At 73.4% G+C, this 24805-nt stretch carries 25 protein-coding genes and 1 pseudogene; 14 read left to right on the top strand and 12 right to left on the bottom strand.

Going from position 1 to position 24805, the window contains the following annotated elements:
- Positions 1–130 precede the first annotated feature (130 nt).
- Positions 131–403 carry a hypothetical protein gene (locus ASG28_RS16280; RefSeq protein ID WP_055970863.1) on the top strand — a complete coding sequence of 91 codons (273 nt, stop codon included), beginning with the start codon at positions 131–133 and terminating at the stop codon, positions 401–403.
- A gap of 213 nt (positions 404–616) precedes the next feature.
- On the opposite strand, the gene ASG28_RS00430 is transcribed toward ASG28_RS16280, so the two are convergent.
- Together ASG28_RS00430 and ASG28_RS00425 are read right to left on the bottom strand one after the other, a co-directional pair.
- Positions 617–1744, bottom strand: a complete 1128-nt coding sequence (locus ASG28_RS00430; RefSeq protein ID WP_055970861.1) for a Gfo/Idh/MocA family protein — start codon at positions 1742–1744, stop codon at positions 617–619.
- Positions 1741–2544 carry a sugar phosphate isomerase/epimerase family protein gene (locus ASG28_RS00425; RefSeq protein WP_055970859.1) on the bottom strand — a complete coding sequence of 268 codons (804 nt, stop codon included), beginning with the start codon at positions 2542–2544 and terminating at the stop codon, positions 1741–1743. The genes ASG28_RS00430 and ASG28_RS00425 overlap by 4 nt, the downstream gene beginning before the upstream one ends.
- A gap of 171 nt (positions 2545–2715) precedes the next feature.
- Here ASG28_RS00425 and ASG28_RS00420 point away from each other — a divergent pair, with 171 nt between their 5' ends.
- The 3 genes from ASG28_RS00420 to ASG28_RS16815 are packed head-to-tail and all read left to right on the top strand — an operon-like array spanning position 2716 to position 5734.
- The gene (locus ASG28_RS00420; protein WP_055970857.1) at positions 2716–3996 is read left to right on the top strand and encodes an MFS transporter; all 1281 of its coding nucleotides are present in this window, start codon (positions 2716–2718) and stop codon (positions 3994–3996) included.
- 42 nt (positions 3997–4038) lie between these two features.
- Positions 4039–5001 (top strand): endonuclease/exonuclease/phosphatase family protein, encoded by a 963-nt coding sequence (locus tag ASG28_RS00415; protein ID WP_055970855.1) that lies wholly within the window; start codon positions 4039–4041, stop codon positions 4999–5001.
- Position 5002: 1 nt separating this feature from the next.
- On the top strand, positions 5003–5734 hold the full coding sequence (locus tag ASG28_RS16815; RefSeq protein WP_235477429.1) for a hypothetical protein: 732 nt from the start codon (positions 5003–5005) through the stop codon (positions 5732–5734).
- 276 nt (positions 5735–6010) lie between these two features.
- Here the strand turns inward: ASG28_RS16815 and ASG28_RS17075 are convergent.
- Positions 6011–6676 (bottom strand): annotated as a pseudogene (locus ASG28_RS17075) (glycosyltransferase family A protein); the annotation flags it as partial.
- On the opposite strand from ASG28_RS17075, the gene ASG28_RS00405 reads away from it, so the two are divergent.
- Positions 6675–7847 carry an ATP-dependent DNA ligase gene (locus ASG28_RS00405; protein WP_055970849.1) on the top strand — a complete coding sequence of 391 codons (1173 nt, stop codon included), beginning with the start codon at positions 6675–6677 and terminating at the stop codon, positions 7845–7847. The pseudogene ASG28_RS17075 and the gene ASG28_RS00405 sit on opposite strands and share 2 nt — an antisense overlap.
- Positions 7848–7924: 77 nt before the next feature.
- On the opposite strand, the gene ligD is transcribed toward ASG28_RS00405, so the two are convergent.
- Positions 7925–8941: a non-homologous end-joining DNA ligase gene (gene ligD / locus ASG28_RS00400; protein WP_055970847.1), complete on the bottom strand. Its 1017-nt coding sequence runs from the start codon at positions 8939–8941 to the stop codon at positions 7925–7927.
- 198 nt (positions 8942–9139) lie between these two features.
- On the opposite strand from ligD, the gene ASG28_RS00395 reads away from it, so the two are divergent.
- Positions 9140–11704 (top strand): lamin tail domain-containing protein, encoded by a 2565-nt coding sequence (locus ASG28_RS00395; protein WP_055970845.1) that lies wholly within the window; start codon positions 9140–9142, stop codon positions 11702–11704.
- 124 nt (positions 11705–11828) lie between these two features.
- Here the strand turns inward: ASG28_RS00395 and aztA are convergent, their stop codons facing one another.
- Complete coding sequence (gene aztA, locus ASG28_RS00390) at positions 11829–12476, bottom strand: zinc ABC transporter ATP-binding protein AztA (protein ID WP_055970842.1); 648 nt, start codon at positions 12474–12476, stop codon at positions 11829–11831.
- 51 nt (positions 12477–12527) lie between these two features.
- Between aztA and aztB the strand changes: the two genes are divergently transcribed.
- The 5 genes from aztB to ASG28_RS00365 all read left to right on the top strand — a co-directional run bounded on the left by aztB (position 12528) and on the right by ASG28_RS00365 (position 18280).
- Positions 12528–13427 (top strand): zinc ABC transporter permease AztB, encoded by a 900-nt coding sequence (gene aztB / locus ASG28_RS00385; RefSeq protein ID WP_055970840.1) that lies wholly within the window; start codon positions 12528–12530, stop codon positions 13425–13427.
- A 53-nt stretch (positions 13428–13480) separates the two neighbouring features.
- On the top strand, positions 13481–14749 hold the full coding sequence (locus tag ASG28_RS00380) for a hypothetical protein (RefSeq protein ID WP_055970838.1): 1269 nt from the start codon (positions 13481–13483) through the stop codon (positions 14747–14749).
- Positions 14746–15717 carry a zinc ABC transporter substrate-binding protein AztC gene (gene aztC, locus ASG28_RS00375; protein WP_082454141.1) on the top strand — a complete coding sequence of 324 codons (972 nt, stop codon included), beginning with the start codon at positions 14746–14748 and terminating at the stop codon, positions 15715–15717. The genes ASG28_RS00380 and aztC overlap by 4 nt, the downstream gene beginning before the upstream one ends.
- A 29-nt stretch (positions 15718–15746) precedes the next feature.
- Entirely contained in the window at positions 15747–16976 is a 1230-nt protein-coding gene (aztD, locus tag ASG28_RS00370) for a zinc metallochaperone AztD (protein ID WP_055970836.1), read from the top strand.
- A gap of 269 nt (positions 16977–17245) precedes the next feature.
- Positions 17246–18280, top strand: coding sequence for a helix-turn-helix transcriptional regulator (locus tag ASG28_RS00365; protein ID WP_055970834.1), 1035 nt, complete (start codon positions 17246–17248; stop codon positions 18278–18280).
- A gap of 16 nt (positions 18281–18296) precedes the next feature.
- On the opposite strand, the gene ASG28_RS00360 is transcribed toward ASG28_RS00365, so the two are convergent.
- From ASG28_RS00360 to ASG28_RS00345, 4 genes are all read right to left on the bottom strand, one after another.
- A complete protein-coding gene (locus tag ASG28_RS00360) occupies positions 18297–18611 on the bottom strand; it encodes a DUF7882 family protein (RefSeq protein ID WP_055970832.1) in 315 nt (104 codons plus the stop codon).
- Between the two features lie 109 nt (positions 18612–18720).
- The gene (locus tag ASG28_RS00355; protein WP_157485587.1) at positions 18721–19188 is read right to left on the bottom strand and encodes a VOC family protein; all 468 of its coding nucleotides are present in this window, start codon (positions 19186–19188) and stop codon (positions 18721–18723) included.
- Positions 19189–19269: 81 nt separating this feature from the next.
- Positions 19270–19569, bottom strand: coding sequence for a DUF1905 domain-containing protein (locus tag ASG28_RS00350; RefSeq protein ID WP_055970830.1), 300 nt, complete (start codon positions 19567–19569; stop codon positions 19270–19272).
- A 36-nt stretch (positions 19570–19605) separates the two neighbouring features.
- Positions 19606–20655 carry a GTP-binding protein gene (locus tag ASG28_RS00345; protein ID WP_055970828.1) on the bottom strand — a complete coding sequence of 350 codons (1050 nt, stop codon included), beginning with the start codon at positions 20653–20655 and terminating at the stop codon, positions 19606–19608.
- Positions 20656–20724: 69 nt separating this feature from the next.
- Here ASG28_RS00345 and ykgO point away from each other — a divergent pair, with 69 nt between their 5' ends.
- Positions 20725–20847: a type B 50S ribosomal protein L36 gene (gene ykgO / locus ASG28_RS00340; RefSeq protein WP_055970826.1), complete on the top strand. Its 123-nt coding sequence runs from the start codon at positions 20725–20727 to the stop codon at positions 20845–20847.
- Between the two features lie 3 nt (positions 20848–20850).
- Here ykgO and ASG28_RS00335 read toward each other — a convergent pair whose 3' ends face one another.
- The 3 genes from ASG28_RS00335 to ASG28_RS00325 are packed head-to-tail and all read right to left on the bottom strand — an operon-like array spanning position 20851 to position 23414.
- On the bottom strand, positions 20851–21882 hold the full coding sequence (locus tag ASG28_RS00335; RefSeq protein WP_055970824.1) for a sensor histidine kinase: 1032 nt from the start codon (positions 21880–21882) through the stop codon (positions 20851–20853).
- 59 nt (positions 21883–21941) lie between these two features.
- Positions 21942–22613, bottom strand: a complete 672-nt coding sequence (locus ASG28_RS00330) for a response regulator transcription factor (RefSeq protein ID WP_055970822.1) — start codon at positions 22611–22613, stop codon at positions 21942–21944.
- A gap of 51 nt (positions 22614–22664) precedes the next feature.
- Positions 22665–23414 carry a phosphatase PAP2 family protein gene (locus tag ASG28_RS00325; protein WP_082454139.1) on the bottom strand — a complete coding sequence of 250 codons (750 nt, stop codon included), beginning with the start codon at positions 23412–23414 and terminating at the stop codon, positions 22665–22667.
- Positions 23415–23532: 118 nt separating this feature from the next.
- Between ASG28_RS00325 and ASG28_RS00320 the strand changes: the two genes are divergently transcribed.
- Positions 23533–24030, top strand: a complete 498-nt coding sequence (locus ASG28_RS00320; RefSeq protein WP_055970818.1) for a DUF2231 domain-containing protein — start codon at positions 23533–23535, stop codon at positions 24028–24030.
- Between the two features lie 3 nt (positions 24031–24033).
- The gene (locus ASG28_RS00315; RefSeq protein WP_055970816.1) at positions 24034–24765 is read left to right on the top strand and encodes a VIT1/CCC1 transporter family protein; all 732 of its coding nucleotides are present in this window, start codon (positions 24034–24036) and stop codon (positions 24763–24765) included.
- Positions 24766–24805 lie beyond the last annotated feature (40 nt).

The raw sequence follows: 24805 nt of genomic DNA, 5'->3' as shown, positions 1-24805 counted from the left end.
GACAACGCCGACGGAGGCCAGGGCCACCGTCGAGCATCTCGGCGCAGCCCTCCCCGCCATCGGCCGCCCGCTCGATCCCCCGATCGCGGGCCCCCGACCAGCACGATCCGCCCAGCCCCGAGGAGTCACCGTGAACACCACCGCCACGACCACCCGCACCGCCGTCACCCCGCTCGGCGGCCGCTACGTCAGCACGACCGCCGCCCCGACGGTCGGCTCCTACGTCGGCTCGCTCGCCGCCGACGTCGCCCCCGGCTCGTACGTCAGCACCTCGGCTCGCCGCGACCTGTCGATCGGCCGGTACACCGCCAGCGCGCTGCGTCGCCTCTCGGCCGCCACGGCATCCGTTCGCACGGCCACGGGCACGATCCACACCGCGACCGGTTCGATCCGCACCGCGTAGTCGGCACCGGCCGGTCGGGGTCGCCCCACCCCGACTGTCCCGCCCGGGCGGCCCGTCCGGGCTGCCCCATGAGACCCGGGCCCGCCGCGCGACCTGAATCCGCGCGGCGGGCCCGTTCCTGCACCCAGGAGACACGACGTGCCGCCCACCTCCGAAGGTGAGCGGCACGTCGTGACATCCCGGCGGCCAGGCCCGGCCCGCCCGCCCGCCGGACTAGAGCGTCGCGGCCGAGGGGTCCCAGCTCTCGTCGAGCGGCACCGGCTGCTGCACGGCGGACTCGACCGAGACCGGCGCACCCTGCTCGGCGGCCGACGAGATCGCCAGCAGCACGTCGAGCACGTGCGAGGCGACGGCCCCGCTGGCGCGCTCGGCATCGCCACCGCGGATCGCCCGTGCCAGGTCGAGCACGCCCGAGCCACGGCCGTAGGTCGACCCCGCGGCGGCGAGCGTCTCGGGTTCGTCCTGGCCGAAGCGCCACAGGCTCGAGTCGCCCTCGAACGTGTTGGGGTCGGGCAGCACGAGGGTGCCCTCGGTGCCGCTGATCTCGACGAAGCCCATGCGGGGCAGCGCGTTCTGGAACGAGAACGTGGACTGGGCCGACTGCCCGCCCGCGAACTCGATGAGCGCCGCGTGGTGCGTCGGCACCTCGACCGGGAACGTCTGACCCGCGCGCGGGCCGCTGCCGATGGTGCGGGTGTCGAACGACTTCGACGAGACCGCGCTGACGCGGCTGGCCGAGCCGAACGCGTGCACCAAGGTCGTCACGTAGTACGGCCCCATGTCGAAGAGCGGGCCGGCCCCGAGTGCGAACAGGAAGTCGGGGTTGGGGTGCCACGACTCGGGCCCGGGCACGTGGAACATCGTGGTCGCCGTCAGGGGCTGGCCGATGTCACCACGGGCGATGGCGCGCATCGCGGTCTGGATGCCGGCGCCGAGCACCGTGTCGGGCGCACACGCGACGCGCACGCCGGCCGCCTCGGCGGCGGCGAGCAGGTCACGCGCGGACTCGTGGTCGAGGGCGAGGGGCTTCTCGCTCCAGACGTTCTTGCCGGCGGCGATGATCTGACGTCCGACCTCGGCGTGCACGGCCGGGATCGTCAGGTTGACGACGATCTCGATCTCGTCGATCGCGAGCAGCTCGTCGACCGTGCCGTGACCCGGGACGCCGTACGTCTCGGCCTGCGCCTTGGCACGGTCGAGGTCGAGGTCGGCGACGAAGAGCACCTCGAGGTCGGCGAACTGCGTCATGTTCTCGAAGTAGGTGCCGCTGATGACGCCCGCGCCGATGACGCCGACGCCGACGCGTCCCGTGCGACCGGCGGTCGTGTCGACGCCGCTCACTTGTCGTTCTCCTGCAGCCAGGCGAAGGACTCGGCGACGCCTTCGAAGACGTCCTTCGCGTAGTCGTCGAACTCGACGACGCGCAGCGCGTGCGGCGCGGCGGCGAGCACGGCGGCGACGTCCACGTCGCCCTGTCCGGCCGGGGTCTGGTTCTTGAAGGCGGCGGCGAGCGCGTCGGGCACCTCGAGGGCGCTCTCGCTGCTGGGCAGGGCGGTCGCGATGTCGCCCGAGATCTTGCCGTCCTTGACGTGCAGGAACTGCACGCGGTCACCCAGCGAACGCAGCAGCGCCGGGGTGTCCATGCCGCCGACGGTCGACCAGAAGGTGTCGATCTCGAGGACGACGTCGTCGTTCAGGCGCTCGAGGAAGAAGTCGTAGACGGGACGGCCGTCGACCTTGTTCGCGAACTCCCACTGGTGGTTGTGGTAGCCGAACTTCAGGCCCGACGCCGCGGCGAGCACCTGCAGCTCGTTGACGCGGTCGGCGATCTTCGCGGCGTCGTCGGCGGTCTGCCAGCGGTCGCTCGGGATGAACGGGTCGATCACGGTGCCGATGCCGAGCTGGGCCGCGGCGGCGAAAGCGCGCTCGGGCTCGTCGGAGTCGATCACGGGGGCGTGACCGGAGGGGGCGGTGACGCCGGAGGCGGCGAAGGCCTTCTCGAACTCGTCGGCGCGCTCGACGAACGAGTAGGGCTCGACCTGGGTGAAGCCGATCTCGGCGATGCGGGCGACGGCGCCCTGCAGGTCGGCCGAGACGGCGTCTCGGACCGTGTAGAGCTGGACGGAGGGTGACGAGGTCATGGGATGACTCCTTTGTCGTGAGGGGTTCCGGTGGTCTGCGCCCAACTCTGTCACTTATGTCGACCGATGACAAAAGTTCGTCCGAAATCGACGCATCGGCTTGCCCGGGCGACACCCGCTGTGTATTCTGCGAACACCTAGCGCGACTAGGTTTTGACTCGAGGAGGCGTCATGGCCAACCCAGGCCCCATCGGCACGCAGGGCGTGCTCACCCAACCCGTCAGCACCGTGAGGGTGTCGCGGGGCTACATGATCGCGCTGGGGCTGGCTCAGTTCGGCCTGTTCGCGGCCTTGCTGTCACCGGTGTACGTGAGCATGCAGCTCAAGGCGCAGCAGCTGAACCCCGACGACCCGGCGAGCATCATCGGGCTCGTCCTGCCGTTCGGCGCCTTCGGTGCACTGCTCGCCAACCCCCTCGTCGGCGCGCTGAGTGACCGCACGCGCACCCGCTGGGGGCGCCGCCGGCCCTACCTGGTGGGCGGCATCGTCGTCTTCACGCTCGCCCTCGCCTGGCTCGCATTCGCCCCCACCGTGCTGCAGCTCGGAATCGCCTGGGTCATCGCGCAGGTCGCGGCCAACGCCGTGCTCGCCGCCCTGACCGCGAGCTTCGCCGACAACGTGCCGCAGTTCCAGCGAGGCAAGGCCTCGAGCGTGATCGCGCTGGCGCAGAACATCGCCGTGCTCGCGGGCACCTACCTCGCCGTGCTCTTCGTCGCGAACCTGCCGGTGCTCTTCATCGCGCCGGGCATCCTCGCGATCGTCCTGATCCTCGTCTACGCCGTCGTCGCTCGCGACGACCTGCCCGAGTACGACCTCAAGCCCTTCACCTTCGTCAACCTGGTCAGCTCGTTCTGGACGAACCCGCTGAAGCACCGCGACTTCGCCTTCGCCTGGTGGTCGCGGTTCCTGATCATCCTCGCGACGTTCATGTTCACGACCTACCGGCTGCTCTACATGCAGGAGCACCTCGGCATCGCGGACGTCGCCGACGCCACGGCCGCGGTCGCCTTCGGCGTCCTGCTCTACACGATCGCGTTGATGGCGAGCGCCGCGCTCTCGGGCTGGCTGAGCGACAAGCTCAAGATGCGCAAGGTCTTCGTCGGAGGTTCGACCGCCCTCTTCGCGGTCGGCCTGATCCTGCTGGCCCATGCCGAGACGGTCACCGGCTTCTACGTCGCCGAGATCGTCATGGGCTTCGCCTACGGCATCTACGCCGCCGTCGACACGGCACTCGTCGTCGACGTCCTGCCGAACGCCGACCGCCCGGGCAAGGACCTCGGCGTCATCAACATCGCCAACGCCCTGCCGCAGTCTCTCGCACCGGCGATCGCGCTGTTCTTCCTCGGCATCGGCAACGCCGGCTCGGGGAACTACACCCTGATGCTCTGGGCCGCCGGCGTCGCGGCGATCCTCGGCGCCCTGGCCGTCATCCCCATCAAGCGCGTGCGCTGAGTCGGGCGGTGGCGTGTGCGACGGCCTACCGTCGCACACGCCATGACGCCCCCGACCGACACCTCCGCCGCCACCCCCGCCACCACCGGTCCGGGTGACCACAGGGTCGTGCCGACAGTCGGCCCGGTCGCCGCCCCCGACCTGCACCTCATGACCTACAACGTGCGGCGGCGCATGCCGCAGGTCCTGGGCACCCGTCACGCGCTGGCCGACCGGTGGTCGACCCGCCTGCCGACACTGCGCCTCCTGCTCGAGGCCGAGCGCCCCTCGGTGCTGGGCATCCAGGAGGCGCTGCCCGACCAGTCCGCGCAACTCGCGGACGCCCTCGGCGCCGACTACGCCTCGGTCGGCACGGGTCGCGACCGCGACCGCGGCGGCGAGCGCGTCGAACTGCACGTCGACACCGCCCGGCTGAGGATCGTCCGTCACGAGGCACTCTGGCTCTCGGCCACCCCCACGGTGCCCGGGTCACGCTCGTACGGCAACATGATCCCCCGCACGGCCGTCCACGCCGAGCTCGACGACCTCGCGACCGGGGCCCGACTGCACGTCGTCGTGACGCACTTCGACCACCTCTCCGCCCGCTCGCGGCGGCACTCGGCCGTGCAGCTGCGCACCTTCACCGACGCCCTCGACGGGCCCGTCGTCGTGATGGGCGACTTCAACGCCGGTGTCGGCTCCCCCGCGCACCGCGAACTGACCCGCGATCGCCTCGTCGACAGCCGCGAGGTCGCCGACGAACGCCTCGACCCCGGCTGGGGCTCGTACTCGAACTACGGCCCGCCACGCACCGGCGGCCGACGCCTGGACTGGCTCCTCGTCGACACCGGGGCCCACGTCGATCGGGCCGGCGTCGGCGGGGTCCGTCCCGGCGGCGTCGCCCCGTCCGACCACGACCCGGTGCACGCCGTCGTGCGCTGGCCGTCCGGGCACGCCGCACAGCGCCCCGCCGAGCACCGTCCCGCCGAACAGCGCCCCGCCGAGCACCGCCCCCAGGAGTCCTGAGATGTCCACCGTCGCCGAGACCTTCCTCCGCCGCCCGCACGGAGTCCTCGAGTACGCCGCCGACGCCGTCCGAGTGGTCGCCGCCCTGAGCGTCGTCGTGGTGGGCGTCGGCTGGGGCGTCGTCGAGATCGCCGTGCTGATGCTGGCCTTGCTCGGCACCCTCGTGCCCCGCATGCTCGGCCTGCGGACGACGTTCGACCTGATGATGGGCATCGCGGCGCTCGGCGCCGCCTGGAGCAGCGTCTTCGAGCTCTACACCCGCATCGTCGGTTACGACACGGTCGTGCACTTCGTGCTCAACGGCCTTCTGGCCGCGGTGTTCGTCGTCCTCGCCCACCGCGCCGGTTGGGTCGTGTCGCCGGGCCACGGCGACGGACGAGGAGGCGCGGGTCGCTCCGCGCGCGTCGGCTCAGTCCTGGTGACGGTCGCGTTCGGCCTGGCGGCCGGCACCCTGTGGGAGATGGGCGAGTGGGCGGGCCACACCCTCGTCGACTCGGCGATCTTCGTCGGCTACGACGACACGATCGGCGACCTCGCCGCCGGAGGCCTCGGCTCGCTGCTGGCCGGGCTGGCGCTGCCGTTCCTCGTGGGAGGCGACGTCCGCGGCCGGGCCGCGCGCGCCTCCTCGTCCGGAGCCGGGGACGACGGAGTCGACGGTGCCGACGGGCACGGGGCCGACGGACCGGGGGTCGACGCCGTCGGCCACGGCCGCCCGCGCATCCACCACCGCTGAGGGCGCCCAGCCGAGCCGCGTGAAGAGGCCGGCCGGATCGGCGCGCAGCCAGCGCGACCACGGAAGGCCGTCGGTGCCGTGCACCGTGAACGAGTGCAGCGCCCGGTACGTGCGCAACCACGGGGCGTTGCCCGGGTTCAGGGGACGAGCCGAGATGCCCGTGACGACGTCGCGCCGGTAGGCGATGCGGCCCCGGCCGGCGAGCTGGCGGTCACCGAGGTGCAGGGCGAGGTCCATGTCGTCGTGCAGCAGGGTCTCGTGCCGGTGCACCTCGTCGCGGACGTCGAGCCAGGCGGTGCGGCGCATCATCATCGTCGAACCGAACAGCGGCCAGTGCGCCAGGGCGGCCCCGATCACGAGGTGGTACGCGCCGACGTAGAGGGCCGAGAGCAGGCGTTCGGCACCGACGGGCGCGTCGTAGAAACGGGCGTTCGTGCTGACGGCGAGCACGTCCGGCTCGTCGACGAGGGTGCCGACCAGGTCGGCGACCCAGGTGCGGGGCAGGACGCTGTCGGCGTCGACCCGCCCGATCAGGTCGGCGGGTGCGCGGGTGCCCGCCTCGGAACCCACGCCGGCGGCGGCGTCGTAGCCCGTGCTGGCGGCCGCGGCGATGCCGACCTCGGCCTCGGTGACGACGCGGGCACCGTGCCGTAGGGCCACCTCGACGGTGTCGTCCGTGCTGCCGTTGTCGACGACGATCACCTCGTCGGGCACGCGCGTCTGCCGCGCGAGCGACCGGAGGCACGCGTCGAGCAGGGCTCCGTCGTCTCGGACGGGGACGACCACACAGACACGCACCCGCCCATCCAACCCGGTCGCGGGCGTTCCCGTCGATCGCTCACACCCCAGAAAGTCGCCGAGACCCCTCGGCGCGCACGAGGGTCTCGGCGGTTTCCCGGGGTCTGGCCGCACGTGCGCCCGGCGAGAGCAGACTCGGCGCATGATCCCGACCGCCGCCGAACCGATCGTCCCGATGCTCGCCAAGGCCGCGGCCGACGTGCCCGAGCCCGACTCCGTCGAGGGCGGGCTCGTCTACGAACCCAAGTGGGACGGGTTCCGCGGCATCGTCTACGCCGAGCGCGCCGCCGCCGCCGCCGCCGACGCCGACGGCCCCGACGCCGAAGCCGGGCCCGCCGACACCGACGGCCCCGACGGCCCCGACGCCACCCCGCTCACGATCGAGATCGGCAGCCGCGGCTCGAAGATGCTGACCCGGTACTTCCCCGAGCTGGTCGAGGCCCTCGCCCGCCTGCTGCCGGGGCCCTGTGTGCTCGACGGCGAGATCGTCGTGCGCACCGGCGAGCCCGGCCACGAACGCCTCGACTGGGACGCCCTCGGCCAGCGCATCCACCCCGCGGCCTCGCGCGTCGCGAAGCTCAGCGTCGAGACCCCCGCGATGTTCGTAGCGTTCGACCTGCTCGCCCTGGGCGACCGCGACCTGCTCGACGCCCCGTTCGCCGAGCGCCGCGCGCTGCTGCTCGATACGGTCGGCACCGACGGCGGTGCCGACGCCACGGCAGGAGGCGCGGGTCACCCCCTGCACGTCAGCCAGGCCACCGACGACGTCGCGACCGCACGTCGGTGGCTGACCGAGTTCGAGGGCGCCGGGCTCGACGGGGTCGTCGCGAAGCCGACCCGCGCCTCCTACGCTCCGGGCAAGCGGACGATGCTCAAGGTCAAGCACCACCGCACCGCGGACGTCGTGGTGCTCGGCTACCGCGTCCACAAGAGCGGCTCGGGCGTGGGGTCGCTGCTGCTCGGGCTCTACGACGACGAGGGCGAACTGCGCAACGTCGGAGGCGCGTCCGCCTTCTCGGACGCCCGTCGCCTCGAGCTCGTCGACGAGCTGGCGCCTTTCGTCGACCGCGACGACGACGGTGAGGTGCGGCACGCCGAGACCGAGCGCAGCCGCTTCTCGTCGGGCAAGGACGTGTCGTTCGTCCCGCTGCGCCCCGAGCGCGTGGTCGAGGTGCGGTACGACCAGATGGAGGGCTCCCGGTTCCGGCACACCGTGCAGGTCGAACGGTGGCGCGACGACCGCGAGGCCTGCTCGTGCGGGTTCGACCAGCTCGAGGTGCCGGCGGCGTACGACCTGGGCGAGGTGCTGACCTAGGCGGGCGTCGGCGAGCGCGACGTGCTCGCGGTGGCGACCCGCGCCTCCTCGGCCCTCGCCTCCTCGGCCCTCGCGCCTCAGTCGGCGGCGGGCTGGCGCGCCCGGCTGGGTTGCACACGGGGCGGCTCGCCGGGCATCTTGGGGAAGTCCGGCGGGAAGGGCAGCTCGCCGAGGCCGTCGGCGACGTCGCGCTCCCACCAGGCGAGCAGCGTGTCGATGCGCCCGGGCGACTCGTGCATCGTGGCCCACGGGTCGCCGTGCGTCTGCAGCCGCTCGGGCACCGTCAGCACGGTGTGCTCGGCGGGGTCGACGCCCGGCAGGTCGTCCCAGGTGACCGGCAGGGACACGGAGGCGCGGGGCAGCGCCCGAGGAGACCACGCCCCCGCCATGGTGCGGTCGCGGTTGGCCTGGTTGTAGTCGACGAAGAGGCGGTCGCCGCGCTCCTCCTTCCACCACGCGGTGGTGACGCGGTCGGGGGTGCGGCGCTCGAGCTCCCGGGCGGCGGCGATCACGGCGTGCCTCACGTCGAGGAACTCGTGCGTCGGCTCGATCGGCGCGAAGACGTGCAGGCCGCGGTTGCCGCTCGTCTTGACGAAGGCGGTGAGGCCCGCCTCGTCGAGCACGGCCCGGAGGTCGAGTGCGGCGGTCACGGCGTCGGCGAAGTCCGTGCCCGGCTGGGGGTCGAGATCGATGCGCAGCTGGTCGGGCAGGTCGGGTTGCTCGGCGCGCGACGCCCACGGATGGAAGACCAGGGTGTTCATCTGGGCGGCCCAGACCGCGGCGGCGGGCTCGTCGACGACGAGCTGGGGATGCACGCGGCCGCTCGGGTAGGTGACGTCGACCGCTCGCACGTAGTCGGGGGTGCCGCGCGGCGGGTTCTTCGAGAAGTACTGGTCACCGTCGACGTCGCCGCCGAAGCGCTGCAGCGAGATCGGGCGGTCGCCGTTGGCCGCGACGAAGGGCGTGCCGACCTCGGCCAGGTACCGGGCCAGGTCGAGCTTCGTCACGCCGAGGTCGGGCCAGAGCACGCGCGACGGACTGCTGATGCGGACGTCGCGGTCGCCCACCCGCAGGGTCGTCGCCTCGGATGCCATGTGCGTGACGCTAGTCCTGCCGCGCCGTCGCGGGGCGGGCCGGACCTGCCGGGTCGGGCCGGACCGGCCGGGTCGGGCCGGACCGGCCGGGTCGGGCCGAACCGGCCGCGGCGGGGCGGCGCCGTTCACGGGGTGTTCACCCGGGCGTCGCTTCCGTCCGAGATGGTTCGGTCCACACCCGACCGAACGGACCCCCGCATGCGCACGCCCCTGCTCCGCCTCGGCGCCCTGACCCTGGCCGGCTCGATCGCCGCCGCCGGGCTCGTGGCCACGAGCGCCCTGCCCGCCCTGGCGGCCGACGCCGACGTCGTCGTCAACGAGATCGACACCACCGACGACTGGGTCGAGCTGCTCAACACGGGCGCCACCCCGACCGACGTGTCGGGCTTCGTCCTGCGCGACAACAACGACACGCGCACCCTGGCGTTGCCCGCGGGCACCGTCCTGGCCGCCGGAGCACGCCTCGTCGTCGACGTCAACGACGACGCCGTCTGGGGCGCCGCCGCCTACGGGCTCGGACGCGACGACGCCGTCCGCCTCTACGCCGCCGACGGCACGACCCTGCTCGACTCGTACGCCTGGACGCAGTTCCCGACGACGACCTACGGCCGCTGCGCCGACGGCACCGGCGAGTTCGCGACGACGGCCGCGGGCACGCGGGGCACCGCCAACGAGTGTGCGACGACACCGGCACCGACCGACCCGACGGACCCCGATCCGACGACCCCGGCACCGGCTCCGGCCGAACCCGCCACCACCGACGTCGTGATCAACGAGGTCGAGTCGAACGGCGACGACACCGACTGGGTGGAACTGACGAACGTGGGCACGGCGCCCGTCGACATCTCGGGCTACACCTTCCGCGACGAGGACGACGTCCGCACCCCCTTCACCCTGCCCACCGGTTCGGTCGTGCAGCCCGGCGCGTTCTTCGTGATCGACCAGGCCTCGGGCTCGAACCCGGTCGGCTTCGACTTCGGCCTCGGCCAGCCCGACTCGGCACGGCTGTTCGACCCGGCGGGCACGCTCGTCGCGTCGTACGCCTGGACCGTCCACAGCACCGTCAGCTACGGCCGCTGCCCCGACGGAGCCGGCGAGCTGACGACGACGACCGCGACCACGAAGGGCGCGGCGAACGACTGCTCGTCGCCCGTGCGCGTCAACGAGGTCGAGAGCCAGGGAGGCGCGCCCGGCGACTGGGTCGAGCTCACCACCGTGGGCACCTCGTCGGTCGACCTCGGCGGCTACGTGCTGACCGACTCCGACCCGACGCACCGCTACGTCATCCCGGCCGGGACGACCGTCGCCCCCGGCGGGTTCGTCGTGTTCGACGAGCAGACCCCGACCTCGGTCGGCTTCGACTTCGGCCTGGGCGGTGCCGACTCGGTGCGCCTGCTGCTGCCGGACGGCACGACGGCGGCCGACGGATCGACCGTCGCCGACGAGTACTCGTGGACCTCGCACGCCGCCACCACCTACGGCCGCGGCCCCGACGGCACGGGCGACTTCGCCGTCACGTCGGCCGCCACCAAGGGCACGGCGAACACCTTCGCCGGCGTCTCCGTGCCGACGGCCTGGCCCGGCGGACCCGACGAGGTCCCCCTGGACGACGAGGGCACCTTCACGGGCGACCTGAGCGGTCTCGACTACGAGCCGACCGGCACGGCCACCCCCGGCACGCTCTGGGCGGTGCAGAACGGAGACGGCCTGCTCTACCGCATCGTCCCGGACGGCGCCGGCGGCTGGGCTCCGCAGACGACCGACGGCTGGGTCGCCGGCAAGAAGCTGCTGTACCCGAGCGGCGTCGCGACCGACATCGTGGACGCCGAGGGCGTCACGGTCGCCGACGACTCGTCGGCCGGTGGCGTCTACGTGTCGACCGAGCGCAACAACGCGTCCGGGTCGGTCAGCCGCCCCTCGGTGCTGCGGTACGACACCACGGCGGCCGGCTCGGCGACGGCGCTCGTCGCGACCGACGAGTGGAACCTCGCCGCGGACTTCCCCGGCCTGGGGGCGAACGCGGGTCTCGAGGGCATCACCTGGGTGCCCGACTCGTGGCTTACCGAGGCGGGGTTCGTCGACGAGGCGACCGGCGCCTCCTACGATCCGGCCACCTACGCCGGCCACGGCGACGGGCTGTTCTTCGTCGGCGTCGAGGGCACCGCGAGCGTCTACGCCTACGCCCTGATGGACGACGGTTCGTTCGAGCGCGTCGCGACGATCGCGACGTCGTTCGCCCTGGTCGCCGACCTGCAGTTCGACGCCGACCTCGACGCGCTCTGGGTCGTCTGCGACGAGGCCTGCTCGGGCCGCACGGCGCTCTTCTCGGTCGACGAGTCGGGAGCGTTCGCCGAGGACGTCGTCTACGAGGCGCCGGCGAACGCCGACCGGGGGTTGGCCAACGAGGGCTTCGCGATCGCCCCGGCGGCGACGAGCGTCGACGGGTTCCGTCAGACGTTCTACGCGGACGACAACGACACGGACGGGTTCTCGCTGCGGGCCGGGACCTTCCCCGGTGTGGCGGCCGAGCCCGGCACGCCCGGTGACCCCGGGACGCCCGGCACGCCCGGTGCGCCCGGCTCTCCCGTCGACCCCGGCGCGGGCGTGACGCCGATCGGTCAGGGTCAGGGCCCGGCGGCGGTCGACGGGCAGCTCGCCTTCACCGGTTCGGACGCCCGGTGGGCAGCGGCTGCGGCCCTGCTGCTCGTGCTCGCCGGGGCGGGCACCCTGATCGCCCGTCGCCGTCGACTCACCCGCGACTGAGGCACGACGCCCCACGAACCCCGTTTCGAACGTTGCACCCGGAAGCTTCCGGGTTCATCGTTCGAAACGGGGTTCATCGTCGTGCGGGGCCCGGGCGACGGCGGTCCTCGACGCCACCTCCGCCTCACACGACGCGACCGGCCTCGAGCCGGACGATGCGATGTGCCGCGTCGAGCAACAGGGGATCGTGCGAGACGCCGAGGACGGCCGTGCCCCGGGCCGCCTCGTCGAGCAGCGTCACCCGGATGCGTTCGGCGCTCACCGCGTCGAGCCCGGTCGTGGGCTCGTCGAGCAGCAGCAGGTCGGCCCCGCGCGCCAGACCGTGGGCGAGGAGCGTGCGCTGCCGCTGACCACCCGAGAGCGCGGCGAACGGTCGCTGCGCGAGGTCGGCGACGTCCAGGCGGTCGAGCGCCTCGTCGACGACGGCGCGGGCCCGACGGTCGAGGGGACGCCACCGGCCCACGCGGCCCCAGGCGCCGACCGTCACGACGTCGCGCACGGTGACCGGCAGTCCGTCCGGGATCGCCGTGCGCTGCGGGACGAACGCGATCGTCGCGGTCACGGACCGCGTGCCCGACGTCGGCCGCCGGACGCCCGCGACCACCTCGAGCAACGTCGACTTGCCGGCCCCGTTCGGACCGGCCACCACCGTGACGGCGCCGGCGGGCACGTCGAGGTCGACATCGGCCAGGGCCGTCCGCTCACCGAACGAGACGCCCACCCCCAGGAGGCGCGCCAGGGTCGCGCGAGCGGCGGCGGTGTTCGTCGTCATGCGCCCACTCTAGTTGATAAGCGTTCTCATTCTCAGCTACGGTCGTGTCTCATGCCCCTCCTCTCCACCGCCGTCCTCGAGCCGTTCTCGCTCGACTTCGTCCAGCGCGCCCTCGTCGGCGGCGGCCTCGTCGCGGTCCTCTGCGGGGTCGTCGGCACGTGGGTCGTGGTGCGCGGCATGGCCTTCCTCGGCGAGGCGCTCGCGCACGGCATGCTGCCCGGCGTCGCCCTCGCGACCGTGCTCGGGGCGCCCGTCCTCGTCGGCGGGGCGCTCAGCGCCGTCGTCATGAGCCTGGGCGTCGCGGCACTGCAACGGCGCGGTCGCCTGTCATACGACACGAGCATCGGCCTGCTCTTCGTCGCGATGCTCGCGCTCGGCGTCGTCGTCATCTCGCACTCGGGCAGCTTCGCGACCGACGCCACCTCGATCCTGTTCGGCGACGTCCTCGCGATCACGACAGCTGACCTCGGCCTGCTCGCCGGCGCGGCCGTCGTCGGCGTCGGCCTCGCCGTCGCCTTCCACCGCTCCCTGCTCGCCCTCGCCCTCGACCCGCGGCTGGCCGCCGTGCTGGGGCTCGGCCCGCGCTCGGCCCAGGCCGTGCTCGTGGGCCTGGTCACGCTCGCCGTCGTCGCCTCGTACCAGGCCGTCGGGTCGCTGCTCGTCGTCGGGCTGCTGCTCGCGCCGGCCGTCGCCGCGGGCCACTGGACGACGCGCCTGCCGACGCGGATGGTCCTCTCCGCGGTGATCGGCGTGCTCGCGGTCGCCGTCGGGTTGCTCGTCTCGTGGCACGCCGCCACGGCCGCGGGTGCCTCGATCGCGGCGACGGCCATCGCGTTCGCCGGCCTGTCGGGCGTCGGCCACGCCGCCGTGGGCCGACGCCGGAAGCGACGGGCCGACACCGCCGCCCCGGGGCCGGCGAGCACGGCACCCGTCGTGACCCGCGCCTCCTGACCCGCCCGCACTCCCCCACCCACGCCCCCACCACGCCCACCCGGAAGGACCGCATGCGATCCCCCCTCCTCTCGACCTGCCTGCTCGGCGCGCTCGCCCTCGGGCTGACCGCCTGTTCGACCGGCACCGCCCCGGGCGGCGACGGCGCCGACCGGGAGTCGTCGACCGACTCGAGCGACACCACGGGCGAGGGCCACGGTGCCGTCTCCGGTGCCGAGGAACTCGCCGAACCGCGCCTCGGCCTCACCACGATCGACCCGGAGGGCACGGTCGCCCACCTGGACCTGCTCGACGAGAGCGTCGTCGAGCTCGGCTCGATCGAGGCCCCGACCGCCGTGGAGACCGACGGGCGGTACCTCTTCGCCGAGACCTCTCGCGGCCTCGAGATCGTCGACAGCGGGGTCTGGACGTGGGACCACGTGGACCACTTCCACTACTACCGGGCCGACCCGCGCCTCCTCGGCACGGTCGAGGGCGACGGCCCGGTCACCGTCGCGACCACCAACCTGTCGACCTCGGGCTCGACCGGCGTGCACTTCGCCGGCTCGGGCGACGCGGTGCTGCTCGACACCGAGGCGCTGTCACGGGGCGAGCTGCGCGAACGATTCCGCCTCGACGGCGAACCCGGCGCCGGCCTGGTCGTGCCCGTGGGGTCGTACGCCCTGGTGACCGAGGGACGCGGCGAGGCGACGACGCTCGTCGGGCACACCGCCGACGGCGACGAGACGGGCCTGCGCGAGGCCTGCCCGGACGCCTCCGGCACGATCACGACCCGCGTCGGGGCCGTCGTCGGCTGCTCGGACGGCGCGCTGCTCGCGACCGTCGACGACGACGAGCTCGTCGTCGAGCACATCCCCTACCCCGCCGGCACGGTCCTGTCGTCGGGAGGCACGGCGGCCCCGGCCACCGCGTTCGACAACAGGGAGGGGCGACCCACCGTGGCCGGGCTCGCCGGCTCCGAGGGCGTCTGGCTGCTCGACACCCGTGCCCGGGCCTGGACGCTGCTGGCGGCGCCGACGCCGCTGGTCACGGTGACCGCCGTGGACGACGCCGACCAGCGCCTCCTGGCCCTCGCGCAGGACGGCCGGGTGCTCGTCCTCGACGGCACCACCGGCCAGGTCGTCGCCGAGACCGCGCCGCTCGTCGCGGACTCGCTCGCCGCGGGCCGCACGCCGACGCTGATCGCCGACCAGCAGCGCGCGTACCTCTCGGCCCCGGTCGAAGGGCGGCTGTACGAGATCGACCCCGCCGACGGCGCACGGATCGCCCGCAGCTTCGACACGACGACCGAACCGGCCTTCGTCGCGGAGACCGGACGATGACGGCACCGTCGACGGCCCGCCACAGGACCGGACTCGCCACCGCCCGACCCGCCGCCACCCGCATCGCCGCCCGCATCGCCGCCGTGACCGTCGCGGCCGCGCTGGCCCTGACCGGCTGTGCGCCCGCCGGCGACGACCGCCCGGTCGTCTTCGTGTCGACGAACATCCTCGGCGACGTCGTCGACGAGCTCGTCGGCGACCAGGCCGAGGTCGTCACCCTGATGAAGCCGGACGCCGACCCGCACTCGTTCGAGATCTCGGCGCAGCAGGCGGCGCGGATGCGGGCGGCCGACCTCGTCGTCTCGAACGGCCTCGGCCTCGAGGAAGGCCTCCAGCAGCACCTCGACGCGGCGGTCGACGCCGGCGTGCCCTCGTTCGTCGCGGCCGACGCGATCGACGTGCTCGACTACCGCGAGGGCGACGCCGCCGGCACCCCCGACCCGCACTTCTGGACCGACCCGGGACGCATGCTCGACGTCGTCGACGCCCTCGGTCCGGTGCTCGCCGAGGTCGACGGCGTCGACACCGCGGCGCTCACCGCCCGCACCGCCGACTACCGGGCCGAGCTCGACCGGCTCGACGCCGAGATGACCACGGCGTTCGCGGCGATCCCGGCCGAGCGTCGCGCGCTCGTGACGAACCATCACGTCTTCGGCTACCTCGCCGACCGCTTCGACTTCGACGTCGTCGGGGCCGTGATCCCCGGCGGGACGACGCTCGCGGCGCCGTCGGCCTCCGACCTCGCCGACCTGGTCGACGCCGTCGAGACGACGGGCGTCCCGACCGTGTTCGCCGAGTCGTCGTCGCCCGACCGGCTCGTGCAGGCCCTGGCGAGCGAGGCGGACGTCCACGTCGACGTCGTCGAGCTCTTCACCGAGTCGCTCACCGCGGCCGACGGCGACGCCCCCGACTACCTGACCATGATGCGCGTCGACACCGAGCGCATCGCCACCGGGCTCTCGCCCTGAGCGCCCGACCACCAGAAAGAGGAACACCCATGCGCACCACCCACCTGCGACGAACCGGCGGCACACTGCTCGCCCTCGGCGTCGCCGCGACCCTCGTCGCCTGCTCGACCGGCGGACCCGGAACCGCGTCCGACGGCACCGACGGCACCGACGCGACCGGCGCCTCCTCGTCCGGCCCCCGCCTCGCGGTCTCGTCCGAGGGCCGCGTCACCGTGCTCGACGGCGAGACCCTCGAGACCGTCGGCGAGTTCGACTCCGAGGAATTCACCCGCCTGAACCCCGCCGGCGACGGCCGACACGTCATGGTGACGACGAGCGAGGGCTTCCAGGTGCTCGACACCGCGGCCGGCAGCTCGGACGACCCCGCCCTGACCGACCTCGTCTTCGACGCCGACACCGCGGGCCACGTCGTCCGCCACGGCGGCAAGACGATCCTCTACGCCGACGGCACGAGCGACACCACCGTGTTCGAGTCCGCCGACCTGACGGCCGCGGTCGCGGACGGCGAGCTGCCCGCGGTCGAGACGATCGAGGGCGTCGAGCCGCACCACGGCGTCTCGGTCGTGCTCGAGGACGGCACCTTCCTGACGACGGTCGGCGACTCCGACGGCCGCACGGGCATCGAGGTCCGCGACGCCGACGGCACGGTCGTCGCGCAGAGCGACGAGTGCCCGGGCGTCCACGGCGAGGGCACCGCGGCCGACGAGACCGTCGTGTTCGGCTGCGAGGACGGCGCGCTGGTGTACCACGACGGCACGATCACCGAGCTCGACTCCCCCTCGCAGCCCTACGGCCGCATGGGCAACGCCTGGGTGAGCGAGACCAGCCCGATCGTCGTCGGCGACCACAAGGACGACCCCGACGCCGAGGGCTACCTGCTGCACGCCGTCACCCTGATCGACACCGCCGCCGACACCCTCGACGTGGTCGACCTGCCCGAGGGCGTCGAGTACACCTTCCGTGGCGTGGCCCGCGGCCCGGGCGACCTCGCGTACCTGATCGGCACCGACGGCGCCGTGCACGTGCTCGACCCCGCGACGGGCGAGCTCACGGCCTCGTGGCCCGTTGTCGCCCCCTGGGAGGGCCCGGCCGAGTGGCAGGACGCCCACCCCGCGATCGTCGTCGCGGGTGACGTCGGCTACGTCACCGAGCCGGCCACGAACAGCGTGCACGCGGTCGACCTGAGCACCGGCGAGGTGCTGTCGTCGCGCGAACTCGACGTCACCCCGAACGAGATCGCGGTGGCCACGGCCGACTGACGCGACCACCCCGGGGACGAGGAGGCGCGGTGCGACGGCACCGCGCCTCCTTCGTCGTCCGGGGCTGCGCACGGCCCGCTGCGATGCCCCCGGCCCGCCCCCGCTGGCCCGCCGATTGGGGGCACCTCGAGTCCCGTCGCCGAGTCCCGCCGCACCGAAGCTCGGGAGAGTCCGACGATTTCGTGACGTTTCGCCCTCGGGCATCGTCTCCATCGTGTGCCGCCCTTCACCGCGGCGGTGCAGCAGGACGACGGATCGAGAGGACCACCATGCCGAGCTTCTACGTCAGTGAGCCCGACGGAGAACCGGACCCCACGGGCGGAGTCACCTCGCACCCCGTCGACCTCACGGGCGGCACCGCGTCGACCTACCGGCGCGTGCAGGACGGCGGCACCGACCTGCGCGAGGCGACCCGCCGCCTCGAGACGCACTACCGGGGCCGACGTTTCCGGGCCCAGCCGGGCGGCACCCCCTTCGAGTACTCGTACGTGCTCGCCGGCGACCACCGTCTCGTGCTGCAGACCTCGTCGTTCGCCGCCCCGATGCAGGGCGAGATCCCCTTCCCGGGGCAGTACATCGTCGCGTGGAACCGCAGTGGTCGCACCACGCTGCACCAGCGCGGCCACACCTTCACGAGCGAGGGCTCCACGCCGTTCCTCATGCCGGCGGAGGAGGCCTTCTCGTTCGAGTCGACCCCGCGGACGAACAGCATGGTGCAGGTCGGCAGCGCGTTCCTCGAGCAGACCGCCGCCGAACGCCACGGCGGACCGTCGCAGCGCATCGTGTTCGACTACGCGGTCACCCCGCGGCCCGAGGCGGTCGCGGCCTGGCGCGCCGCCGTCGGCTCGAGCGCCGCGGCCGTCGTGGCCGAGCAGGCGTCCCCCCTCGTGCGGCTCGAGGCCCAGCTCGCCCTGGCCCGGGCCATGCTCGACCTCTTCCCGTGGCGGGCCGTCGACGTGCCGGTCGGCCTCCGCACGCAGGAGGCCGCCCGCGTCCGGCACGCGGTCGAGTACATCCACGCCCACGCCGCCGAACCGATCACCCCCGCCGACATCGCCGAGGCGTCGGGCATGCACACCCGCACCCTGCAGACGTCGATGAAGGAGCACCTCGGCACGTCGCCCGCGGCGTACCTGCGGCAGGTGCGGCTCGACCGCGTCCGGGACGACCTGCTGGCGGCGTCGCCGAACGAGACCCGTGTGTCGGACGTCGCCCGGCGCTGGGGCTTCGGCAACTTCGGCCGCTTCGCCGGCGCCTACGCCGAGCGGTTCGACGAGTACCCGCGCGACACGCTCGCCCGCTGAGCACCCGGGCGACGGCTCAGTCCGTCGCGTGGGGCGGCGTGGGTGCGAGAGCGGTGGCGTCGAGGTGCCCGCGACCCTCGTAGCTCGTCGTGACGAGGGCCCGCACCACGGACGAGTCGATCGCCCCGACGGGCTCGTCGTACCGGAACACCAGCGGGATGCCCGGGGCGCACCAGAGGCTCAGGCGGCCCGAGCCCTCGTCGGGGCTCAGCCGCCAGGTCAGCAGGAAGCCCTCGCCGTTGCGCAGCTTCCCCGCCATCGCGCGTTGGACGTGGCCGAGCGTCCGGTCGTCCATCGAGATCGCCTCGGCGCCGTAGCGCAGTGTGCCCACGCGGCCATCATGAGCCATCCTCGGGCTTCGCGCCCGACGGGGCGGTGGTCGAGTGGGCAGAAATCGTCCTTCCCGGTCGCACCAAGGACGACTTCTGCCCACTCGATCGTCAGGCGCCGCGCGGGTCGACGCCCTGCGGGTCGACGCCCTGCTGCTGCGCGTAGGCCTCGGGGCCCTGTTCGGCGGCGGCCGGTTCCATCCAGCCGAACTCGAGGATGTTGCCGTCCGGGTCGGTCAGCTGACGTTGGTACATGAAGCCGTAGTCGGTCGCGGGGCGCGCTTCCGCACCTCCGGCGTCGAGGCCGGCCGTGACCGTCGAGTCGACCTCGTCCCGCGAGTCGAGCATGACGGCCGTGGCGACCGAGGCCGCGGCGGTCGGGTCGCCGATGGGCAGGTCGGTGAAGGTCTGGAAGAAGTCGCGCGTGAGGATCATGAACGCGCTGTGGTCCTCCTCCACGACCATGCAGGCGGCGTTCTCGTCGGTGAAGTGCGGGTTGACGGTGAACCCGAGCGCCGTGTAGAACGACTTCGCCCGGTCGAGGTCGGTCACGGGCAGGTTGACGAAGATCATGGGCACGGGGTTCTCCTTCGAACGGTCCACGAGTGGTGAGCCACACAGGGGACCCGCCCCGGCGCACCGTCAAGACCCAGGGCCCGCTCAGAAGTCGAGCAGGCGCAACCTCACGGCGACGGTGTCGCCGACCGCGACGCCCTCGGCATCGCGCACGGCCCGCTTGACAGGCAGCGCGTAGGCATTGTCGTCACCGAGGGGGAAGACCGACGTGGCGAACGTCGACGAGCCGACCCGCGCCTCCACCCGGACGGAACCCCAGCCGCGCAGCAGATCGCCGGCCACCATCAGGACGTGGTCCTCGACCTCGGGCGGCAGGCTGACGAACGTGTAGAAGGCCCGACGACTCTCCCACCGCCACAGGTCGGCGTCGAACGCGAACTCCATGGCCACCCCCTTTTCGCCGCGAGCCGTCCCTCGAACCTAGTGCCGGTGCCCCGGCCCGGCCCCCGGCCCGCTCCACACCGGGAACGGGTCGGCGAAGTCGCGCCAGCCGGCCGGGTCGCCCAGCAACTCGTCGTCGGTCAGGAGGCACGCGTCGAGCTCTCGACGGATCGTCGCGACGTCGAGGTCGAGACCGAAGAAGGCGATCTGCTGGCCGTGTGGCGAATCGGGGTGCCACGACGGGCTCGAGGTCGGGTCGAGGCTCAGCATCTGCCCGACGCTCGACCACGAGCCCACCCGGTCGCAGCGCGTCGCGAACTGCGTGAACCCGCGGGAGCGCAGCACCGTGCCGACGGCGCCCGGGGCGAAGGTGTGCTCGACCGCCACGGCGAGGCGGCCGGGGTGGAACGGTCGCTCGTCCCGGTAGACGCACGTCGTGATGACCCCGTCGTGGTCGAGGTCGGGGGTGTGCTCCGAGAGGGCCTGCATCCAGCCGGCGGCGCCACCGAGCTGCGCCGCGCCTCCCGGGCTCTCGAGGGTCTCGCGTCGCACGGCGTCGACGCTCGTCACGCGGCTCTCCGGTGCCAGTCGTGCGAGCAACCGGCGGATCGTCCGCAGGTCGCGCGGGGGTACGGCGGCCGTGTCGACCAGGACGATCACGGTCGCGTACTCGACGAGGTCGACGACGTGCTCGGCGGCGAGGAATCGGTCGTCGACACCGCCCAGCACGAGGTCGACCAGGTCGACCGCGCTGACGACCGAGACGACGTGCTGCAGCAGCGAGCGACCGTCGGGGCGACCCAGGGACGAGTCGAGCAGGGAACCGAGCAGCAGCCCGGCGGCGCGGCTCGGCGTGCCGGCCGCGAGCGTGGCGACGACGTCGATCGGCTGCCCGTCGTGCGCGAGGTCGAGCGCGAGCCGGTGCACGGCGTCCGCGGCGTCGTGCACGTCCGGCCCCGAGTCCACCTGACGGGTCGTCGACCCGGCCAGCCGGTCGGCCACCCGGTCCACCACCGTGGGGCTCTGCCCCGTCACGAGGACGACGCCCCGGTGGCGTGAGGACGAGGAGGCGCGGGTCGATTCGGTCATGCCCCCACGCTAGGTGATAATGGTTCTCACTAACAACCGGCACCACCACACCGACACCAGGAGGCACCCATGAAGGTCCGCAACTCACTCAAGGCACTCAAGGCCATCCCCGGCTCGCAGGTCGTCCGCCGCCGCGGTCGGGTCTACGTCATCAACAAGAAGGACCCGCGGTGGAACACCCGCCAGGGGTGAGGCTCACTCCGCCGTCGGGCGCGCGAGCGGCAGGGTGACCTCGATCGTCGTGCCGGTGTCCGACGTCGCCGCGACCCGGACGTCACCGCCGTGACGGCGGGCGATCTCGCGGACGAGGGCGAGACCGATGCCGAAGCCCGGGCGCGCAGAGGCCGGGCCCGACGGCTGGTCGGCCCGGGCGAAGCGGTCGAAGACCCGCGCGGGGTCGATCCCGGTGATGCCGGGTCCCCGGTCGGCGACCGCGATCACCACGGTCGCCGCGGCGTCCCGGCCGTCGGCGCGGACGGTCGTCACGACCACCGATCCCTCGGGGGCGTGGCCGAGGGCGTTGTCGACCAGGGCGAGGACCGACCGTCGCAGGCTCGTCCTCGGCACGGCGACCCGCGCCTCCCCACCGCCGGCGACGAGCTCGAGACGGACCGCCCGCTCGTCGGCCAGCACGGCCATCGACCCGAGGACCTCCGCCACCACGGCGTCCACGTCGACGACCCCGGGTGCACCCCCGTCGTGGTCCTCGCCACCGGCGGCCTCCAGCAGGTCGCCGACGATGTCGATCAGCGCCCGAGAATCCTCGCGGAGGTGCGCGACGTCCGACGCGACCTGCGCGTCGGCCGCCACCGCGCCTCCGGAGATCTTGCGCTCGAGGGCCTGGAGCCGCGCGTCGAGGACGGCCAGCGGGGTGCGCAGCTCGTGGCTGGCGTCGGCGACGAACCGGCGTTGCCGGCGCAGGGCGTCGCCGAGCGGCCGGACGGCGCGTCGGGCGATGACGACGCTCACGACCCCGGCGAAGACCACGCCGGCGAGTCCGAGCACGACCAGACCGGCCACGACGTCGGTGGCGCTGATGAAGACCTCGCCGCGGCGGGCCGCCGCGACCTGCTCGAGCCGCTCGCTCGGCACCGTCTGGTGCAGCACCCACGCGATCGTCAGCGCGAGGGCGGCCACGACCACCACGGCCGAGACGAGCACGATCTGGCGGCCGACCGACCGCGCCGCCGCGTGGAGCGCCGCCGCGTCGGGGTCGGGCCCCCGCACGATCGGCGGCCGGCCGGAGGGACGTCGGCCCGGCCACCCCGCCCCCCGGGGTCGCCCGGTCACAACGCTCCGATCCGGTAGCCGCGCCCGCGCACGGTCAGCACGACGTCGCGGTCGAGCTTGCGCCGGAGGTAGCTGACGTAGGTGTCGACGGTGCCGAGCTGCTCCCCGCGGGGGAACACCGCGGCCAACAGCTCGGCCCGGTCGAAGGTGTGGTCGGGCCGCTCGGCGAGCGCGGCCAGCAGCCCGGCCTCGCGGTCGCTCAGCACCACCCGGCTCGACCACGGAGTGACCACGATGCGGCTGTCGGGGAAGAACCGCCCGGCACCGACGTCGAGCCACGGCTCGTGGGAAGCGAACGACCGGGTCAAGGCGCGCAGCCGCGCGAACAGCTCGTCGAACTCGAACGGCTTGACGAGGTAGTCGTCGGCGCCGAGGTCGAGGCCCTCGACCCGGTCGGCCGTCGAGCCGAGCGCGGTCAGCATCAGCACCGGGGTGGTCACGTGCTCGCGACGCAGGGTCGCGACGAGTGCGGTGCCGTCGAGCCCGGGCAGGCGTCGGTCGACGACCAGCACGGCGTGGACGCCGCTGCGGGCGACGTCGAGCCCTCGACGGCCGTCGGCCACGAGGTCGACGCGCCACGCCTCGGCGAGCACGTCGGCGACGATCGGCCCCAGCGCGGGGTCGTCCTCGACCAGCAGGAGGCGCGGGCGCGGATCAGGATCGGTCACCCAGGGCCTCCTTCCGCCGTCGTGTCCCTGCCGATCGTCGCACGGCGGCGATCACGACGGGCCCCCGTCGACACATCGCCGGTCGAACCGGTCGAGGACTCGACGCCAGAAGGGAAGAGCGAGCGCGACGACCGAGCAGCCGAGCACGACCGACGCGATCGTGTCGGTGGGGTAGTGCACGCCGATCCAGACCCGTGACGCCGCCACGACGACGACGCCAAGCGCGGCCACGACGGCGACCAGGCGCCGCCCGCTCCGCCCTCGGACGACGATCACGATCGCCAGCGCGAGACCGGTCGCCAGGGCGGTGTGGCCGCTGGGGAACGAGAACGAGTGCGCTTCGACCAGCAGAGGGTCGACGAGGAGGCGCGGGTCGGGTCGGTCGCGTCCGACGATCAGCTTGACGGTCTCGGCCGCTGCCCACGGCAGCACCGAGACGCCGAGGACGGTCAGCGCTTCGGCGGCCCGCCGTGTCGTCACCCACACGGCGACGGCGAACAGCAGGACGAGCGCCGCCCCGAGCTGCGGCCCGAGAAGTCGGTCGATCAGCAGCGCCGCCCCGTCGAGCAGGGGCGAGTGCATCCCACTGACGTCCTCGACGACGGCGAGGTCGGCTGCCGTGACTCCCCCGGCACCCGACGTGATCACGAGTCCCGCCGCGACGACCGCGACGATGCCGATCCCACCCGCCGCCGCGATCCCGACGCCGCGGCGGACCGGCCGACGAGCAGGACGAGAGGCAGGAGGCGCGGGTCGTCCACCCGGGGACGTCACCGGGGGTCTTCCGTCGAGTGCGGTCATGGTCCGAGGGTCGCCGCGCCCCTCCCAGAAAGCGCCCAGCGGCGGGATCGAGCCGACCCGCGCCTCCTCGATCCGCTGTCTGGGGGGTTTCTGGGACGCCCCCGATCAGGATCACGCCATGGACTGGCAACTGAACGGACTCCCCCTCCACCCGCTGATCGTGCACCTCGTCACGGTCGCCTTCCCGACGGCCTCGCTGCTGATCGTGGCCGGCGCCGTGTCGACGCGGCTGCGCCGACGACTGGGCATCATCACGCCGCTCGTCGCCCTCGTCTCGCTCGTCGCGGTGCCCCTGGCGACGTCGTCGGGCGAATCGCTCGAGGAGCGGGTCGGCCACAGCGCCCTGCTCGAGACGCACACGCAGCTCGGCGACACACTGTTGCCCTGGGCGATCGCCGTGTTCGTCGTCGCCGTGGCGCAGTGGGCCTGGCAGCACTACGTGCTGACCCCGGACGCGAAGCGACCGCATCCCACCCTGAAGAAGGGCACGCGCACGATCGTCGGGGTCGCGCTCACCGTGGCGGTCGCCGTCGCCGCGATCGGCGGCATCGTCACGACGGTGCGCATCGGGGACTCGGGCGCGAAGGCGGTCTGGTCGGATTCGAGCGAGGGCTGACGGATGACCGACGTCTCCTCCGTTCTGCCCACGCACCCGGACGAACCGCACGCCGGCAGTCTCGCCGGGCGTCTCAACTGGCTGCGCGCCGGAGTGCTCGGCGCCAACGACGGGATCGTGTCGGTCGCCGCCGTCGTCGTCGGCGTCGCGGGTGCGACCACGTCGACGTCGGCCGTCGCGACGGCCGGTGCCGCGGCACTGGTCGGCGGCGCCATCTCGATGGCCCTCGGCGAGTACGTGTCCGTCAGCAGCCAGAGCGACAGCCAGCGAGCCCTGATCGAGAAGGAACGCGCCGAGCTGGCCGACGACCCCGAGGCCGAACTCGCCGAGTTGACGGCTCTCTGGCGCGCACAGGGACTCAGCGAGCAGACGGCGTCCCTCGTGGCGACCGAACTGACCGAGCGCGACGCCCTCGCGGCGCACCTCTCGGCCGAGTTGCACATCGACCAGGACGACGTCGCCAACCCGTGGCACGCCGCCCTGTCGTCGGCCGTGGCCTTCCTCGCCGGCGCGATCCTGCCGCTGCTCGCCGTGCTGCTGACGCCCGAGGGGCTGCGGATTCCGGTGACGGTCGCGGTGGTCCTGCTCGCGCTGGCGGCGACCGGCGCACTCGGGGCACGCCTCGGACGTGGGGCCGTCGGCCGTGCCACGCTCCGCGTCGTCGTCGGCGGTGCCCTCGCCCTCGCGGCGACCTACCTCGTGGGCAGCCTGCTCGGCACTGCGGGCATCGGATGACCGACACCTCGCCCCGTCGTGGCACGACCGCCCCGAACCG

It is taken from the genome of Frigoribacterium sp. Leaf415, assembly GCF_001424645.1.
Taxonomy (GTDB): Bacteria; Actinomycetota; Actinomycetes; order Actinomycetales; family Microbacteriaceae; genus Frigoribacterium.
The sequence above is the reverse complement of the archived record's forward strand: the minus strand, read 5'-3'. Positions and strand labels throughout refer to the sequence as shown.

Coding starts and splice junctions, on each gene's coding strand:
- ASG28_RS00380 (WP_055970838.1), top strand. CDS start 13,481: ATGCGATCCCCCCTCCTCTCGACCTGCCTGCTCGGCGCGCTCGCCCTC.
- aztA (WP_055970842.1), bottom strand. CDS start 12,476: ATGACGACGAACACCGCCGCCGCTCGCGCGACCCTGGCGCGCCTCCTG.
- ASG28_RS00350 (WP_055970830.1), bottom strand. CDS start 19,569: ATGGAGTTCGCGTTCGACGCCGACCTGTGGCGGTGGGAGAGTCGTCGG.
- ASG28_RS00320 (WP_055970818.1), top strand. CDS start 23,533: ATGGACTGGCAACTGAACGGACTCCCCCTCCACCCGCTGATCGTGCAC.
- ASG28_RS00325 (WP_082454139.1), bottom strand. CDS start 23,414: ATGACCGCACTCGACGGAAGACCCCCGGTGACGTCCCCGGGTGGACGA.
- aztD (WP_055970836.1), top strand. CDS start 15,747: ATGCGCACCACCCACCTGCGACGAACCGGCGGCACACTGCTCGCCCTC.
- ligD (WP_055970847.1), bottom strand. CDS start 8,941: ATGGCATCCGAGGCGACGACCCTGCGGGTGGGCGACCGCGACGTCCGC.
- ASG28_RS00425 (WP_055970859.1), bottom strand. CDS start 2,544: ATGACCTCGTCACCCTCCGTCCAGCTCTACACGGTCCGAGACGCCGTC.
- ASG28_RS00420 (WP_055970857.1), top strand. CDS start 2,716: ATGGCCAACCCAGGCCCCATCGGCACGCAGGGCGTGCTCACCCAACCC.
- ASG28_RS00415 (WP_055970855.1), top strand. CDS start 4,039: ATGACGCCCCCGACCGACACCTCCGCCGCCACCCCCGCCACCACCGGT.
- aztC (WP_082454141.1), top strand. CDS start 14,746: ATGACGGCACCGTCGACGGCCCGCCACAGGACCGGACTCGCCACCGCC.
- ASG28_RS00345 (WP_055970828.1), bottom strand. CDS start 20,655: ATGACCGAATCGACCCGCGCCTCCTCGTCCTCACGCCACCGGGGCGTC.
- ykgO (WP_055970826.1), top strand. CDS start 20,725: ATGAAGGTCCGCAACTCACTCAAGGCACTCAAGGCCATCCCCGGCTCG.
- ASG28_RS16815 (WP_235477429.1), top strand. CDS start 5,003: ATGTCCACCGTCGCCGAGACCTTCCTCCGCCGCCCGCACGGAGTCCTC.
- ASG28_RS00365 (WP_055970834.1), top strand. CDS start 17,246: ATGCCGAGCTTCTACGTCAGTGAGCCCGACGGAGAACCGGACCCCACG.
- ASG28_RS00405 (WP_055970849.1), top strand. CDS start 6,675: ATGATCCCGACCGCCGCCGAACCGATCGTCCCGATGCTCGCCAAGGCC.
- ASG28_RS00315 (WP_055970816.1), top strand. CDS start 24,034: ATGACCGACGTCTCCTCCGTTCTGCCCACGCACCCGGACGAACCGCAC.
- ASG28_RS00395 (WP_055970845.1), top strand. CDS start 9,140: ATGCGCACGCCCCTGCTCCGCCTCGGCGCCCTGACCCTGGCCGGCTCG.
- aztB (WP_055970840.1), top strand. CDS start 12,528: ATGCCCCTCCTCTCCACCGCCGTCCTCGAGCCGTTCTCGCTCGACTTC.